At 33.3% G+C, this 16,964-nt stretch carries 10 protein-coding genes; 5 read left to right on the top strand and 5 right to left on the bottom strand.

All coding sequences use genetic code 11. From position 1 onward, the window contains the following. Positions 1-298: 298 nt before the first annotated feature. The 3 genes from O3801_RS06240 to nagA form a co-directional block, all read right to left on the bottom strand. Complete coding sequence (locus tag O3801_RS06240; RefSeq protein ID WP_371454423.1) at positions 299-1,333, bottom strand: cyclically-permuted mutarotase family protein; 1,035 nt, start codon at positions 1,331-1,333, stop codon at positions 299-301. Between the two features lie 120 nt (positions 1,334-1,453). Next, positions 1,454-2,173: a glucosamine-6-phosphate deaminase gene (nagB, locus tag O3801_RS06235; protein WP_371454422.1), complete on the bottom strand. Its 720-nt coding sequence runs from the start codon at positions 2,171-2,173 to the stop codon at positions 1,454-1,456. Between the two features lie 18 nt (positions 2,174-2,191). Continuing rightward, the gene (nagA, locus tag O3801_RS06230; RefSeq protein WP_371454421.1) at positions 2,192-3,340 is read right to left on the bottom strand and encodes an N-acetylglucosamine-6-phosphate deacetylase; all 1,149 of its coding nucleotides are present in this window, start codon (positions 3,338-3,340) and stop codon (positions 2,192-2,194) included. A 510-nt stretch (positions 3,341-3,850) separates the two neighbouring features. Between nagA and O3801_RS06225 the strand changes: the two genes are divergently transcribed. Together O3801_RS06225 and O3801_RS06220 are read left to right on the top strand one after the other, a co-directional pair. Then, on the top strand, positions 3,851-5,791 hold the full coding sequence (locus O3801_RS06225) for a KUP/HAK/KT family potassium transporter (RefSeq protein ID WP_371454420.1): 1,941 nt from the start codon (positions 3,851-3,853) through the stop codon (positions 5,789-5,791). A gap of 304 nt (positions 5,792-6,095) precedes the next feature. Further along, positions 6,096-8,504, top strand: a complete 2,409-nt coding sequence (locus O3801_RS06220; RefSeq protein ID WP_371454419.1) for a mucin-binding protein — start codon at positions 6,096-6,098, stop codon at positions 8,502-8,504. Between the two features lie 105 nt (positions 8,505-8,609). Here the strand turns inward: O3801_RS06220 and O3801_RS06215 are convergent, their stop codons facing one another. Both O3801_RS06215 and O3801_RS06210 read right to left on the bottom strand, forming a co-directional pair. Further along, complete coding sequence (locus tag O3801_RS06215) at positions 8,610-11,720, bottom strand: SIALI-17 repeat-containing surface protein (protein WP_371454418.1); 3,111 nt, start codon at positions 11,718-11,720, stop codon at positions 8,610-8,612. 583 nt (positions 11,721-12,303) lie between these two features. Next, complete coding sequence (locus tag O3801_RS06210; RefSeq protein ID WP_371454417.1) at positions 12,304-13,482, bottom strand: NADH-dependent flavin oxidoreductase; 1,179 nt, start codon at positions 13,480-13,482, stop codon at positions 12,304-12,306. 462 nt (positions 13,483-13,944) lie between these two features. Between O3801_RS06210 and O3801_RS06205 the strand changes: the two genes are divergently transcribed. From O3801_RS06205 to lplA, 3 genes are all read left to right on the top strand, one after another. Next, a complete protein-coding gene (locus O3801_RS06205; protein WP_371454416.1) occupies positions 13,945-14,937 on the top strand; it encodes an MsnO8 family LLM class oxidoreductase in 993 nt (330 codons plus the stop codon). Further along, complete coding sequence (locus tag O3801_RS06200) at positions 14,937-15,809, top strand: SIR2 family NAD-dependent protein deacylase (RefSeq protein ID WP_294683381.1); 873 nt, start codon at positions 14,937-14,939, stop codon at positions 15,807-15,809. The genes O3801_RS06205 and O3801_RS06200 overlap by 1 nt, the downstream gene beginning before the upstream one ends. A 126-nt stretch (positions 15,810-15,935) precedes the next feature. Then, positions 15,936-16,958 (top strand): lipoate--protein ligase, encoded by a 1,023-nt coding sequence (lplA, locus tag O3801_RS06195; protein ID WP_294683382.1) that lies wholly within the window; start codon positions 15,936-15,938, stop codon positions 16,956-16,958. Positions 16,959-16,964: the final 6 nt, after the last annotated feature.

The following is a 16,964-nucleotide window of genomic DNA, read 5'->3' as shown; positions in this document are numbered from 1 at the left end:
CAATAGTGAGAGCCTTTCTTTTGGGAGGTTCTTTTTTTATTTATAATAAATTGACTAAAAAAGAAAAATATTGTATAATACCACTGTGTATTGAAAATATACACGGTCTTTTTTTGATTAGTTTTTTCTTTTTTTCATGAATAAGGAAAAACTCCGCCATGAGAATAAAACTCATGGCTTTTTTATATGAATTTTTAATTAATATTTATTTGAGCAATTAATAAAGTTTTTAAAATTGGTAATTTTAAAAAATAAATTATTAGACTACCCAACTTAAATTGTAGGGTAGTCTAAATTATTATTTTTTTGTTCTGTGGATATATGGTTTTCTTTCTGCCGGTTTAATCTCACCCATGATAGAATAAATGTTATTAACTGTAGCTAATAAGGCATGTCCACAAGGAGCTTCAAAAGGAATTTCTTCTAGTTGATACCAGCGGTTTTCATTTAAGTTGTATACTAATTCTTTTTTATTCCATTTATAGTCACTTACAGGACGTCTGAAGTATGCATCACGGTATTTTGCGTGATCTTCACCTTGTAATGTTGTTAAGTTAAATACTGCATCTTTCCAAACATCTTTATTGAAGCCACCGATTACTAGAAGTTCATGTTCGTTTAAAGGAGCCCAATCAGCACCTAATAGAGATACCTCTTCATTATCGATAACAACATCAGCAAGTTGAGTCCATTCTTTTGTTTCTAAGTTAAGTTTAAAGCCATCGTTATAAGTTTCACTAGCACCTCCACCATATACATAAAGTTCATTATTATATACATAGCTTACAGCTTGATTACGTAATTTCCCAGGAAATTCTGAAAAGACTTCAAATTTATTAGTTGCTAAATCATATGTATAAAGTTCATTATTGTTTGAGCCATTAATAGATCCTATACCGAAGTATAGTTTACTGTCGTGAACTTTTGCGATAACATTTTCTACAGTAAGTGGAAGTGTATCTACAACTTCTACTTTTAATTTATTATCAACAACAGTGAATGCTAATAATTCTGATGATGTTTCAGTTTTATTCGCGATGTAGTATAGTGTATCTTTATGCACTGCACTTGGTCCATATGCTAGAGGGTAATCAAATTGAATTTGATCTAATAAAGTTACTCCATCAGCTGTTTCTTCATATAGATATACATCTTTATGATTTACTTTAACTCCACCATCTACAGGAAGACCACCTGGGAAGTTAGCACCTCCACCAAAGATTAGTTTATTACCTAATACTCCTTTAACTAATCCTGCTGTACCTATATTATTTTCGTAGCCTTTTTGAGCCGCTACAGTAGCTATATTTGTCCATTTAAGTTGTGTACTCATATATTTTTAGTACCTCCCTATTATTTTTTAAAATCAAACGCTTACATTGATGTATTTATTATAGTGGGAGGGATCGACTGATGATTTTTGTTTAGTCGAGGGCCACTCCCACAAATTTTGTTATTTAAAGTCTGCTTCTTTGTCTACTATTACATATACACTTGGGTGATTTTTTAGAACAGTACAAGGAATATCTTCAGTTATTTCTTCACCAGCTACTAAACTTTTAATCGCTTGTTGTTTAGCTTTACCAAAAGCTAATAAGATTATGTGTTTAGCTTTCATAATATCGTTTATTCCCATTGTTACAGCTTGTTTTGGTACTAGATTAATATCATTATTAAAGAATCTAGAATTTGCCTCTATTGTTTCTTGTTTTAAATCAACAATATGTACTCCAGTGTCAAAAGATGTACCTGGTTCGTTAAATCCGATATGACCATTTGAGCCGACACCTAGTAGTTGAACGTCTATATTAGCATTATTAAGCGTTTCTTGATAAGATTTAAGAGCACTTTCTAAATCTTCAGCACTTGCATCAGGAACATGCGTATTTTCTTTTTCTATATCGATATGATCGAATAGATTAGTTTCCATGAATTTATGGTAACTTTCTGGGTGATCATAGCTGATACCTACGTATTCATCTAAATTGTACGATTTTACATTTTTATAGCTAAAATTCCCTGCTTTGTGGTCTGCGATCATTTCTGCGTATAAACCTGTAGGTGATCCACCAGTAGCAAGTCCTAGTGTTGAATTTTCATCAATTAAACTTCTTAAAATTTTGTACGCTTCTTTTGAAGCTTCTTGTTTAGAATCAAAAACTAAATATTTCATAGAATTACCCCTTACTTTTTAATCTTCTTTTTTATAAACTTCTTCTCCACGGGCGAAAGTTGTTAGTACTTCGTATGTAGGGCTAATAACAACAAGGTCAGCATCGTAGCCAACTTTGATTTTACCTTTACGATCGGCAAAGCCTAACATTTCTGCTGGGTTTTTAGTACAAGAGTTAATGGCAGCATCTACAGGAACTAAAGCATCCTCAATTAAGACGCGTAGTCCATCGATAACTCTAAGTGTAGAACCTGCTAAACGGCCGTCATCGCGGTGAGCACTACCATCTTCATATATTTCCATATTTTCTCCACCAAAGATGTAAGAACCACGTCCACAACCCTTAGCACATAATGAGTCGGTAATCATAATTCCGTGATCACGTCCTTTAGCTGTGAAGTATGTGTTCAACGCATCTGTAGTAGAGTGGATACCGTCGCAGATAATTTCTCCGTAAGCATCACGTGCACGTAATGCGAAGCCTACTTGACCCCCGTCACGGTGATGGAAACCAACCATTCCGTTATAAACGTGAGTTTGAGAAGTTGCACCGTTAGCAAATGCTAGGTAACTTTCTTTATAGTTACAAGCAGAGTGTCCTAGACTTACGCGAATTCCTTGGCTTACAAGGTATTTAGTAAGTTTGTAGTCGATGTCTTTTTCGCAAGCAATAGTAATAAGTCTAATTAGATTTTTACTAGCTGCTTGGAATTTTTTAAATTGTTCAACGCTTGGTGTTTGGATACAACTTAAAGGCTGAGCACCACGTTTTTCTACATCAAGATAAGGACCTTCGAAGTGAATACCTAAAATTTCGGCACCTTCGTAACCTTCTTCATATACTTTTGCTACATTAGCAACAGCTTTTAGAAGAACTTCTTCAGTTTGTGTAATTGTTGTTGGTAAAAATGATGTTACTCCCTCAGAAACGATATTTTTAGTCCAGTTACGAAGCCCCTCTTCGTTAACATCATTAGTATCATAACCATAAGCTCCATGAGTATGAACATCTATAAAGCCAGGTAAAATACGATTAGATCCGAAATCATAATCTACTTTATCGAATGCATCATAGTCATAAACAGCAGTAATTTTTTTATCTTCTACTTCTACAATAAGAGGAAGAAATTGTCCGCTTGACCAAACTTTTTTACTTTTTATTAGCATAATAGCACCCCTTTTTTTTGAAAAAATTCTATCTTTAAATTTAATGTGTTAAATTTCCTTTAAGTTAATTTTAACACTTTTTAAATAGGTTTGTAAAGTAGAAAAGTAAAAGTTTTCAAAATTAATTTAAAGGTGTTTTTAGTAGTTTTTATAAAAAGAAAAATTAATAGTTTTTTAATGGGGAAATTTAAGGTGTTATATTAATGTAGGAGAGCTAATAATGTAAAATACAAATTTTTTAATTGTAATATTTTTTAAAAAAAATAATGTCTTAAAAGCACAAAAAATTATGTAAACTCATAATAAATTAGAAAATATTTTTAGAATAATTATTTTCTAAATATTAATTTTATTGATTTTATAGAGAAAAATCTCTTTTATGTAATGATAAAAAAACAATATACTTACTATTGACTTTAACTATAAGAGGAATATAATTATATTTATAATAAAATTACTAATTTTATAGAAGTAATTTTATGTTAACTTATTATATAAGAGGTTGAATATATGGATAAATCAAGATTAACTTTTCTTGGTGTAATAATAACAATAGGAATAATATTCGGTGATATAGGAACTTCGGTTCTCTATGTTATGAAATCATTTGTCAATAATACTGATGCGATGATGAATGAAAACTTAGTTCTAGGTTTTGTTAGTTTAATATTTTGGGTAATGACCTTACAGACTACGACGAAATACGTAATGATAGCACTTAAGGCAGATAACAAAGGGGAAGGTGGGGTATTCTCACTTTTCGCTTTAATAAAAAATAGAACAAGACGTAGTGTAGCGCTTTTAGCGATGATAGGAGGAGCAACACTTCTTGCGGATGGGATAATAACACCTGCCATTACGGTTACATCTGCGGTTGAAGGTTTACATGATATTATACCTTCTATAAATACTAACGATGTAATAGTCTTAGTGCTTATTATCTTCGTATTTATTTTTTCATTTCAACGTTTTGGAACGAAAAAAATAGGTTCGCTATTTGGACCTATAATGAGTTTATGGTTTTTATCACTATTATTTTGGGGAGTGAAATCTATTAGCACTAGACCTGAGATATTAAAAGCTGTAAATCCTAAATATGCATTACAGTTGCTAATTAGTTATCCTGGTGTTTTTGTTCTATTAGGAGCGGTATTTTTATGTGTATCAGGTGCCGAGGATTTATATGTAGATTTAGGTCACTGTGGTAGAAAAAATGTCAGAATGGCGTGGTTTTCTGTAAAGGTGTGCTTACTTGCGAACTATTTCGGTCAGGCGGCATATCTGTTATCAACAAATTATAGTGCGACAAAAAATCCGTTCTTTGCGATAGTGCCAGATAGTTTTATAGTATTTCAGGTAGTACTTGCGACACTTGCTGCGGTAATAGCGAGCCAAAGTTTAATCACAGGATCATTTACGCTAATATCAGAGGCGATAAAATTAAATCTCTTCCCTAAATTAATGATAAAATATCCTACAGAATTAAAAGGTCAAGTTTATGTATCTGCGGTTAATATAATATTATTTATCTGCAGTAGCTGTGTAGTATTATTCTTTAGAACAAGTAGTAATATGGAAGCTGCGTATGGATTAAGCATTAGTGTAACGATGTTTGTAACGACGTTACTATTAAGTATATATTTATACAAAGTGAAAGACAGAAAAACTTTTGCGCTAATTTTCTTATTATTCTTTGGAATAGAGGAACTGTTTTTCTTATATGCAAATAGTTTGAAATTTGTAAATGGTGGATATATAACTGTATTTATTGCCTTGTTAATATTCTCAATTATGTTTATTTGGTATAAAGGAACAGAAATTAAAGAGCGTGAGAGTCAGTATTTAACTGTCAAAAATTATACGAAACAACTGTTGAAATTAAGTATGGATAAAAGCGTACCAAAATATGCGACAAACCTAGTATATTTAACGGGAGCAAAGCAAGAAGAAGATGTAGATTACGCAGTATTATATTCGATTTTGAATAAACAGCCTAAAAGGGCTAATGTCTACTTCTTCGTTCATATAAATGTGCTAGACGAACCGTATAGAAGAGAGTATAAGGTTACTAAATTTAGTGATAAAAAAATATTCAAAATTACCTTTAATCTAGGATTTAGAGAAAATCAAAGAGTTAATATGTTTATGCGTCAAGTAATAGGTGATTTATTAGAAGATAACGAGTTAGAATTGCAACCAACTAAGTATAACTTAAGAGGAAAAGCTGAAACAGTAGGAGACTTCAGATTCGTATTAATTGAGGAAGTATTGGGTAACAGCAATGGCTTATCTTCATTTGATAATTTCATTATGGGATTAAGGTTGAAACTGAAAAAAATTACGGTGACGCCGGAAAAATGGTTTGGTCTAGATACAAGTGTAATTACTAAAGAAGCGGTGCCTTTAAATGTTGTCCAAACTACAGTAAAAAGATTAACAAGAATAAAATAATAGACACTCAGACTCAGAAAAAGTAGTTGTAAAATAGATTTATAACACTTATTTTGAGTCTGATTTTTTACTGTTTTTGGGAATTAGAGATATATTAAGGTTGTAATATATATTAATAAAAAAATCTTGTTTACATAATTGGAAAACGTTTGTTTTTGAGAAAATCAACGCTTTTAAATAAGGAAATAAGTAGGTTTGTTATAATATTTGTGTTATATGTTAAATTGACAATTATTTTCTTTGGGTGTATACTAAGAATATAGAAATAATTACATGTTAGATGTAATTTTTAGGAGGAAATATAATGAAGAACAATAATAAATTTTCAATTAGAAAATATAGTATAGGGGTAGTATCAGTTATAATAGGATTGTTTATTTTAGCTGGTGCTAATGCGGGTGATAGGGTATATGCTGCAAGTAACGAAGGTGTACCGGTATCGACAGTAAATGCTGGGTTACCACCGATATCAGAAATTCCTGAAGGGGGAAATCCAGACGGTGTCGATAAAATAGTAGATAGTAATAATAATGTAGTTGATAAAGCAGATCTTTCAAAAGTACCTGCACCAGTAACTCCAGGGTACTTTGCATTAGAGAAAGAGGCTCCAAAAGCCGCTGCGACACCAGATGAAGTAGAAAAAGAAGTTGATATAGATTTAGTAGAATTAGGTGAAATAAAATACCGTGATGTAAAAACTAAAGAAATAGTTGCGGAAAAATTATATGATAATGATCAAAAGGATGCTACTAGAGCTGGTATAACAACTTTACCTGATTTACCAAAAGGTTATAGATTTGTAAATAAAGGGTTAGATAGAGTAGAAACTAGAGAAGTAGTAGTTCATAAGTTTATGGAAGAACCTTACGTATCAGAAGAAGTAGGTGTGAAAGTTAAACTTCAAGAAGTTAATGGAAAACTAGCTGTTGATCCTAATATAAATATAGAAGCTGATAAGTTTGCTCCGGGTCATAATCTTGTTTTTGATGTAGAGAAGTATATAAATGGTGTAGAAAAAGCAACAAAACAAGTAGTGGAATTTGTTGGAGCGGAAGGTAAAGCACCAAAAACAAACGTTCAAGATGATTACAAATTCTTAGGGGAATATAATGATGAAACAAAAGAAACTACATGGAAAGAAAAAACACATACATACAGTAGTGTAGATGTTCCAGTGGTGGAAAAATATTTTGCAGATAAAAAACAAGCGGGTGGAAAAGAAGTTACACCGGAAAAACCAGAAGTAACAGATACGGTAACGTATAAAGAGCTAGGGAAAATATTACCGGTAGATGAGAAAGGTAATCCAATAACTGGTGCGAAAACACCACAGTATCTAAATGATTTAACAGATCCAACAAAAGCATTGGAAACACCAGTGCCAGAGTTAGAAGGATATGAACCAACAGTAAAAAGCGTGATGCCAAAAGATCCTGGAGTAGACACAAAAGTAATATATAAAGAAAAAATTACTGATGTAGAAAAAGGAACAAAACAAGTTGTGGAATTTGTTGGAGCAGAAGGAAAAGCACCGAAAACAAACGTTCAAGATGATTATAAATTTAAAGGTAAATACCATGTCGTAACAAAAGAAACAGTTTGGAATAAAAAATCTCATACTTACAATAGTGTAGATGTTCCAGTAGTAGAGAAATATTTCGCAGATAAAAAACAAGCAGGTGGACAAAAAGTTACACCAGAAAAACCAGAAGTAACAGATACGGTAACGTATAAACATTTAGGAAAAATAGTACCGGTAGATGAAAAAGGAAATCCAATAGAGAAAGCTCCGACACCTGATTATCTAAACGACCTAACAGATCCAACAAAAGCATTGGAAACACCAGTACCAGAGTTAGAAGGGTATGTACCGACAGTAAAAAGCGTATTACCGAAAGATCCTGGAGTTGATACAAAAGTAGTATATAAAGAAAAAATTACTGATGTAGAAAAAGGAACAAAACAAGTCGTAGAATTTGTTGGAGTTGAAGGAAAAGCGCCGGAAACAAATGTTCAAGATGATTATAAATTTAAAGGTAAATATCATGTCGCAACAAAAGAAACAGTTTGGAATGAAAAAACACATGCATATAGTAGTGTGAATGTGCCTGTAGTTAAAGGATATTTCGCAGATAAAAAACAAGCAGGTGGAAAAGAGGTTACTATAGAGAAACCAGAGGTAACAGATACGGTAACGTATAAACACTTAGGAAAAATAGTACCGGTAGATGAAAAAGGAAATCCGATAGAAAAAGTAGAGACACCACAGTATTTAAATGATTTAGCAGATCCAACAAAAGTATTGGAAACACCAGTACCAGAGGTAAAAGGGTATGTACCAACAGTAAAAAGCGTATTACCGAAAGATCCTGGAGTAGATACAAAAGTAGTGTATAAAAAAGTAGAAAAACCAAAAGTTCCACAGAAACCTAAAGAACAACCAAAAACTCCAGAAAAACCAAAAACACCAGAAGTACCGAAAGTACCGGAAAAACCAAAAACACCAGAAGTACCAAAAGTACCACAAACAAAAGTACCAGAAAAACCGGCAACACCAGAGGTTCCAAAATTAGAAGAGAAACCAACACCTGAAGTTCATAAAAAAGAGAATGTTAAATTACCGAATACAGGTGAAAAAGAAGCTGAAACGGCAGCACTTGGAATGCTTATGTTACTATTAGCAGGTGTTTTAAAAACTAAGAAAAATAAATAGTTAAAAAAATAATAGGAATCGATACTGATTCCTATTATTTTTTGAAAGAAAAAGGGAAAGAGTATGGAAATCCATACTCTTTAAAGTTTTTTATACACTAATTGCTTATTTAGAAAGTTTACGTCTTACAGCAAGACCGATTAATCCGATTAAGCTTAATCCTAGAGCTGTAGTGCTAGAAGAATTCATACCAGTGTTTGGTAATGATTTTACATTTTTAGCTTCAACTTTAGCTGGTTCTTTAACTTCAGGAGCTTTTTGTCCGAAGTCTGCTCCAGGGTGAGCACTTCCAAGTTTAGATAAGTCAAATGCTGGTACTTCGTTGATAGCTGGTAAGTTTTGACTTAAGATGTCGAAAGCTTCACGTAATTCTTGACGTCTTTCAAGTAATTTAGGATCTTTATTTCCAGCATCAATAGCTTGTTGAATATCTTCTAATTCTTTTAAGACTTTTTTGATTTCAGGATTGTTAGCACCGTACTCAGGAACTTCGTTAATAGCAGGAGCAACAGCGTTCACTCCACCTTTGAATTCAGGAAGTTCTGGTTGTACAAGTGCATCACCATTTGAAGCTTCAGGTTTAGATGGTTTTGGAGCTTCTCCTTCTGGTTTGTTAGGTTCAGTAGGAGGTGTTGTATCATTCACTCCTCCGTTGAATTCAGGATCAGTAGGTTGAGTAGGTGCATTATCATCGTTAACAGCACCAGTGAATTCAGGAACTTCGTTAACAGCTGGTTCAACTCCGTTAACTCCACCAGTAAATTCAGGTTTTTCTTCAGCTACAGGAGCATCAGCAGGATTTACCCCACCAGTGAACTCAGGTGCTTCAGCTACAGTAGGAGGTGTTGCATCATTTACTCCACCGCTAAAGTCAGATCCATTATCTCCAGTAGGAGCATCACCAGGGTTTACTCCACCTGCGAAGTCTTTTGGTTCTTCACCTTTAGGAACTTCTTTTAAGTTGTTGATATAACCTAAAGTTGCGTTGTAATCGTCAGTTAGATTGTCGATTTCATCTTTGTATGCTTTTACTACTTCGTTAACTTCGTCGAATTTAGCTTGAGCTTCATCAGCGGCAGTTTTAGCAGAAGCAACAGCTGCTTCTAATTTAGTTACAGCATCTTGTAATCCATCTTGAATAGCTTGTTCAGCATTGTTTTTCTTAGCTGTTTCAAGAGCTAGTTTAGCTTTTTCTAATGTTTCTTTTTGTTTATTTAATGCAGCAGTTTTTTCTTCTACTGCTTTAGCTTTTTCAGTAGCATCAGCTTTGTCTTTATCAGCTATTTTAGTTAATTTTTCGATTTTTTCAGCTATATCATCAGCGATATCTTGAAGTTTTTTAACGATTGGTTTATTAGCTTCTTTGTTGTAAGCAGCATCTAATTTTTCTTTATCAGCAGCTGGAAGCTCAGATAGTGCTTTACCTTCTTGTTTTGTAGCACCGATTTCGTCTGCTTGAGGATTTTGATCTTTAGTTGCTTCAGCAGTCGTATTTTGATCTTCTAATTCTTTAGCAGCTTGAGTAGCTGTGATAACACCATCTTGGATAGCTTTTAGTAAAGCGTCTTTACCAATTGCAGCTTTAGCTTCTTCGATAGCTTTAGCTTTGTCAGTGATTTTAGCATTTTTATTAATTTCAGCTTCTGCATCTTTTTCAAGTTGATCTAAAGCAGCTTTAAGAGCTTCTAAGTTGTCTTTTTCTTCTTTTTTAAGTTCTTCAACTTTAGTTTTTGCTTTTTCAGCTTCTTCTTTAGCTTTAGCTAATTCAGCTTCTGCATCAGCTTTAGCTTTGTCTGCTACAGTTTTTGCAGTTTCAGCAGCTGTTACATCGTCAGCTTCTTTTTTAGCTTTAGTTGTAGCTTCTTCAACTTTTTTAGCTTCTTCAGCAACTTTTTTCTCTAATTCAGCAACTTTAGCGTCAGCTTCTTTTTTAGCTTCAGCAGCTTTTTCAGCTTCTGTTTTTTCTTTTGGAGCTTCAGGTGCTGGTTCTTCTTTTTTAGGTGGGTTTTTAGCTTCTTCTTCTTTAGCAGCTTTTACTTGTTCTAGAGTTTTATTGTACTCGTCAGTAAGTTTGTTTAGTTCTTCAGCATAAGCTTGAGTATCTGAAGCAGCTTTATCGAATGCGTCTTGTGCAGCTTCTTTAGCTTTTTCGATATCTTTTACAGCTTTATCTAATAAAGTAACGATATCACTAGAAGAACCGTTGTCTTTAGCAGATTTTAAAGCTTCTTTAGCTTCTTTTAATGTATCTTCTTGTTTTTTAAGAGCTGCAGCTTTTTTATCTTCTTCAGCTTTTAATGCTTCAGCATCTTTTTTAAGAGCGTCGATTTCTTCACCTAAGTCATCAGCTTTGTCTTGTAATTTTTCTGATGCAGGACGAGCAGCATCTTCTTTTTCAGCTTTATCAATTCCAGCTTTAATATCTTTTGGAAGTTGATCTTTAGTTTTAGCTTCTTCAGCTGGAGTTGTAGCGGGTGTAGCACTATCAACTTGTTCTTTATTTCTTAATTTTTTCTCAGTTTCTTTATTAGCTTCAGCTTTTTCGTTATCATCAGCTAATTCTTTAAGAACATCACCAGCTTTTAAATCACCAGATTGAACAGCAGCTAGGATATCTTCTTTACCTAATGCTTTTTTAGCTTCTTCTTTATTTGTAATTTTAGCATCAGCATCGATATCTTTTTCTAATTGATCTAAAGCTTTTGATAAAGCATCTTTAGAATCAGCTTCTTCTTTTTTAGCGTCTTCTTCTTTTTTAGCTTCTTCTTTAGCTTTAGCGTCAGCTTCAGCAGCTTTTTCTTTAGCCGCAGCTAATTCATCATCAGCAGTTTTTTTAGCTTTTTCAGCTTCAGTTTTTGCAGTGTTAGCGTCAGCAGCTTCTTTTTTCTCAGCTTCTAGTTTAGTAGTTGCTTCAGTAGCTGCAGTAGTAGTTGTATCTACTTTTGCTTGAGCTTCAGTAACTTTTGCTTCTTTAGCTTTAGCGTCAGCTTCAGCTTGTTTAATTTCTGGACTTGTAACTTCTGATTTAGGAGTTTCAGCAGTTGTGTTTGTAGTTCCAGTTGCAGGTTGAGATGCTGCTGGTTGTTCTGTTGCTGTTGGTTGTGTTTCTGCAGCATGAGCTACAGCTGCTCCAGTAGTCGCAACACCGATACCAACAAGTACAGATGCTACACCAACCTTAAATTTACGTAATGAATATTTTCTTTTTGTTATCATAAAAACAAATCCCCTTTTTCTTTAAATTATAATAATGACTTCGTTTCTAAAATGTTCGATTTTATTTTATAAATAGAACGTTCAGAGACAATTAGTGTATTCATAATTCCTATTATACTAGATAAAAAGCTATAAAACAAGGACTTTGGTAAGTTATATAAGTTTATAATGTATATAGTAAACCAGAAATTATATAATTATAAATTAAATATTGTTATATTAAAAAACAAACAATAAATTATTGAAAGATAAAATGTAAGCATATTAATAAAGAGATTTGTAAAGGTTTGAAACCTTGATAAAAATATAAATATAATTATTAATAAGAGAGCATAATTGTTTAAAAAAATTAAATATTAAATTTCTGTTACAAAAGTTATGAGTAGTTTAAATATTAATTTATGTAACTAAGAAAAATGGTATTTTAAAAGGAAATTTATATGTGATGAGATAAATAAGTGTTAAATTTTTAAAAGAATATGTAGGTTACATAAAGTATCAAATTTTTATTGAATAAAATAAGAAACTCAAAAATTAAGACGTTCGAATCTGAATTTTTGAATTTCTTCTAAAGTATATAGTATTAATAGTTTTCCTCTAATTTTCTAAATTCATCTCTAGTGTGTTGAGGTAAACTTTTACCGTAGTCCATCATAAGGACGATATCTTTAAATGCAGCCTTAGGAATAGCTAGACGTTCTATGTCTTCAACACCGACATCTAGATTTATATCTTCTATATGATTTGATTTTAATTTTTCTACAAAGTCTGGTTCTGCGACAAATGGTGAAGATAATCCGATCATATCTGCGTGTAGTATAGCTGCTTCACATTTTTCTACAGTATTGATTCCTCCCGATGCGATTAATGGAATTCTTCCATTTAAATGCTCATAGACAACTTCGTTGATAAGACGACCGTGATGTGGACCTTCAGCACGTACTGTGTTTAGATAAATATTTTGGCCCCAGCTGGCAATGGCCATATAAGATAGAGGGACTCTTTCTAATAACCAATCTGTAAGTTGATTAAATTCTTCAACAGTATAACCAACTTCTTCACCACGTGTTTCTTCAGGTGTTGCACGATAACCGAAGATAAAGTCTTTCGGTGCTTCTTTTTTGATTACCTCATATACATCTTCAAAAACTTCAAGGATGAAGCGCGAGCGATTTTCTAATGTATCCACTCCGTACTCATCATGACGTTCATTAGAGAAGGTAGAGAAGAATGTCTGTAATAGAAGACGTTGTGCGCTAGAGATTTCTAAACCATCGAAACCAGCTGCAATAGCACGACTTGCAGCACGCTTATAATCTTCTCTTATTTTTTGTATATCTTCTATAGAAAGAGGATGAACGATATGTTCTACAGGAGAGTTAAGTTCCATATAGCTTGGACCGACAGCGCGCTTATTTGTAGTAACGTAATGGTTAGCGAAACGTCCTGCGTGTGTTAACTGAAGGATAGCTTTTGCTCCACCAGATTTCATAGCTTGTGCCATCTTTTTAAGTCCTGGAATGCAAGCATCATCATGGACGCTAAAACCATATTCAAAAAGTTGACCTTCAAGATTTATATAAGCGGCTCCGGTGATCTGTAAAGGCGCTGTATTTTTTCGTCTTTCGGCATAAAGAAGATCTTCCTCTGTAATGAATCCTTCTGCGGTAGAAGAGTTCGTAGTCATAGGAGAAAGAACGAAGCGATTTTCTAGTTCTATTCCGTTAGCTAATTTAACAGGTGTTAATAATTTTGATTTCATAAAAAATACCCCTTTAAGTAATGTAAATAACATACAGCTAGAACCAATATATAAGTGATAAGAAATGAAGTACTAAAATCTGCAGTAACTTCTCTTTTATTTATGTAAATCTATAAAAGTTAAATAGATTAAATCACCATAATTTTTTTATAAAAAATTTAAACTAGTGGTGCTAGGTGCCTGTACTTTTACTGAAAATGTGTTATAATAAGTTTGTAGTTTCAGAAAAGGTTTTCTTACAATTTATTATATCAGATTATTAGACGAATAAAAAGGTGAAAATGAATTTAAGAATAGATAAATTTTTTACTAGCCTTATAAAAAAATAAGTATTAAGAATTATGTAAATCATAATAAAAATGTAAGAAGAGGGATGACACGGAAAAATCGATTTCTTCGAAATCATGATTTTCGAGTCAGACCTGATTATAAAATAAATGTAAAACATAAGAGGATAATAATATGAAACTTAGTATTTTAGATTATGCTATTGTAGATGAAGAAAAGAGTGCAATAGAAGCTATAGAAGAGAGTACTGAACTGGCTCGCCTAGCTGAAGAGTTAGGTTATAGTCGTTTTTGGATGGCTGAGCATCATCAGGTGCCGGCACTGGCTAGTAGTAGTCCGGAATTATTAATGTTGCACCTTCTTCAAAATACAGAAAAGATACAAATAGGTTCAGGAGGAATAATGATTCCTCACTATTCACCGTATAAAATTAGCGAATGGATCAAACTTCTAAGTGCTCTATATCCAAATAGGGTAAATCTTGGGATAGGGAATAATCCTGGAACCAAAGCAGTTCAGACGTTGATGGATACGACACCTATAACAAGAGAAGAGTACAATGATAGCTGTAGAGAATTACTAGAACTTCTTACAGGAACTGAAACATTAGTTCAACCACCGGAAGCGAAGGTAAGTCCGATGTGGTTATTATCTACTAGTGAAAAGAGTGCGAATCTAGCCGCGGAGCTAGGACAAAACTACGTGTATGGTCTATTCTTTAATCAGGCTGTAGATTATATAGAAACGGCTAAAAGATGCTTAAATACTTATCGTGCTAAAATGCGCAAGCAACAAAAAACACCACAAGATGTGGTTGCGGTATTTATTGCGATAGGGGAAGATGAACAGGAGGCAAAAGACTTAGTACGCTGCTTGGATGTCTGGCTTCTTGGTAAGAAAGAATTTACAGAGTTTGACAGATTCCCAGGTATCCAAACAGCGAAAGAGTACGAGTTTACAGAAGCGGATATAGAAAAAGTAGAAAAAAACAGAACACGTTTAGTCTGGGGTACGAAGGAAACGGTGATAGAAAAACTTAAAAACTTAGCTACGGAATTCGAATTAGAAGAGTTGATGTGTATACCTTTAGTACCAACGATAGAAAGAAGAAAAAATATTATTGAGATTTTAGCTAAAGAGCTAATGGAAAAAGAGGAGAAAAATTAATGACTTGGAAGGCGATAGAGTTAGAAGAAAACAATGCCGAAAAACTAGCACAGCTAATAGAAGAAGCTGAGGCGATAGTCATAGGAATAGGAGCTGGAATGTCAGCTGCGGATGGTTTTACTTATATTGGAGAGAGATTTACGAGTAACTTTAAAGACTTTGTGGAAAAATATAAGTTTTTAGACATGTTACAGGCGAGTCTGTTTGACTTTCCAAGTTCACAGGAATATTGGGCATTTCAAAGTCGTTTCGTCTTGCTAAATTACTTTGATCAACCTGTAGGTGCGAGTTATTTAGCATTAAAAAATATCCTAAAGGATAAAAATTATCATATCATTACGACAAATGCCGATAATGCTTTTGATGTTGCGGGTTATGATATGGATAAAGTATTCCATATTCAAGGGAAGTATGGACTTATGCAGTGCAGTAAGCATTGCCATGCGAAGACTTACCAAGATGAAGCTTTAATGCGTAAACTGGCTGTGGAACAGGAAAATATGGAAGTTGACTATAGATCTATTCCACTTTGTCCAGAATGTGGAGCGCCGCTTGAGGTCAATAAGCGTAATGCTGAAAAAGGAATGGTAGAAGATCCAATTTTTTTCGAACATCTTGATAAATACAATGAATTTTTAGAAAATAATCGTGATAAGAAAACATTGTTTATCGAAATAGGAGTAGGGTTTACGACACCTCAGTTTATAAAATATCCATTTTATAGAGAACTTGATAAAAATCCAGATGCTTTAATGGTTACTATGAATCAGAAGAAATATCAATTCCCAGAAAGAATTGCTTCTAGAGTATTGTGGTTTAACCAAAATAGTAAGGACTTAACTTTAAAAGTTGAAGAGTTGTTGGAAAAATAGTGTGGATTAGAATTTCTATTAGATAACTCTAAACATAGTACAATGCGCATAAATTTCGCGCGATATAATTTAATATTAGCTAAAAAAATACATTAACAAAAATTAACAAATAAAGGAGAAAGAATTATGTATTTAATAGAACCAATTAGAAACGGAAAATATTTACCAGATGGAGCGCTAGTAATGGCGATGCAAGTTTACGTGCTTAACAACATCGATATCGATGAGACTGTAATCTTCCCATATTACTGCGAACCAAAAGTAGAAATCGGATTATTCCAAAATGCTGAAACTGAAGTAAACCACGACTACATGAAAGAAAAAGATATTATCCTAGTTCGTCGTGATACAGGTGGTGGAGCTGTGTACGTTGATAACGGTGCTGTTAACGTATGTTTCTTAATGCCTGGGGATACTGATGTATATGGAAACTACAAAAAATTCTATCAACCAGCAGTAGATGTACTTCACAGCTTAGGAGCTACAGAAGTTGAACAAAGAGGTCGTAATGACTTAACTGCTCGTGGTAAAAAAGTAAGTGGAGCTGCGATGACATTAGTTCGTGGTAAAATCTACGGAGGATATTCATTACTTCTTGATGTAAACTACGAAGCGATGGTTAATGCTTTAACTCCAAACCGTAAAAAAATCGAATCAAAAGGTATTGAATCAGTAAGAGCACGTGTAATGGGTATGCGTGAACTATTAAAACCTGAATACCAAAACGTAACAATCGATGAGTTCAAAAACTTAATTATCTGCGGATTAATGGGAATCGAAGATATTAAAGATGCGAAAAGATATGAACTTACTGATGAAGACTGGGCTGCAATTGAAAAATTAGCAGATGAAAAATACCGTAACTGGGATTGGAACTACGGAAAATCACCACGTTACAACTACAACCGTGATGCTCACCTTGCGATTGGAACAGTTGATTTCAGCTTAGAAGTTGAAGAAGGACGTATTACAAAAGCGAAAATTTACGGAGACTTCTTCGGTAAAGGTAACGTACGTGACGTAGAAGAAAAACTTATCGGAGTAAGAGTAAAAGAAGAAGACTTACTAGAAGCATTAGGAAGCGTTGATTTAACTCACTACTTCGGAAATGTAGAAGCTAAAGAATTAGTAGATTTAATCTTAAGCTAGTTATAC

The sequence above is a fragment of the Gemella sp. 27098_8_149 genome, assembly GCF_041433745.1.
In the GTDB taxonomy this organism is placed as follows: Bacteria; Bacillota; Bacilli; order Staphylococcales; family Gemellaceae; genus Gemella.
Note: the sequence above shows the minus strand (reverse complement) of the source record. Positions and strands in the feature narration are given on the sequence as shown.

Coding starts and splice junctions, on each gene's coding strand:
- O3801_RS06240 (WP_371454423.1), bottom strand. CDS start 1,333: ATGAGTACACAACTTAAATGGACAAATATAGCTACTGTAGCGGCTCAA.
- nagB (WP_371454422.1), bottom strand. CDS start 2,173: ATGAAATATTTAGTTTTTGATTCTAAACAAGAAGCTTCAAAAGAAGCG.
- nagA (WP_371454421.1), bottom strand. CDS start 3,340: ATGCTAATAAAAAGTAAAAAAGTTTGGTCAAGCGGACAATTTCTTCCT.
- O3801_RS06225 (WP_371454420.1), top strand. CDS start 3,851: ATGGATAAATCAAGATTAACTTTTCTTGGTGTAATAATAACAATAGGA.
- O3801_RS06220 (WP_371454419.1), top strand. CDS start 6,096: ATGAAGAACAATAATAAATTTTCAATTAGAAAATATAGTATAGGGGTA.
- O3801_RS06215 (WP_371454418.1), bottom strand. CDS start 11,720: ATGATAACAAAAAGAAAATATTCATTACGTAAATTTAAGGTTGGTGTA.
- O3801_RS06210 (WP_371454417.1), bottom strand. CDS start 13,482: ATGAAATCAAAATTATTAACACCTGTTAAATTAGCTAACGGAATAGAA.
- O3801_RS06205 (WP_371454416.1), top strand. CDS start 13,945: ATGAAACTTAGTATTTTAGATTATGCTATTGTAGATGAAGAAAAGAGT.
- O3801_RS06200 (WP_294683381.1), top strand. CDS start 14,937: ATGACTTGGAAGGCGATAGAGTTAGAAGAAAACAATGCCGAAAAACTA.
- lplA (WP_294683382.1), top strand. CDS start 15,936: ATGTATTTAATAGAACCAATTAGAAACGGAAAATATTTACCAGATGGA.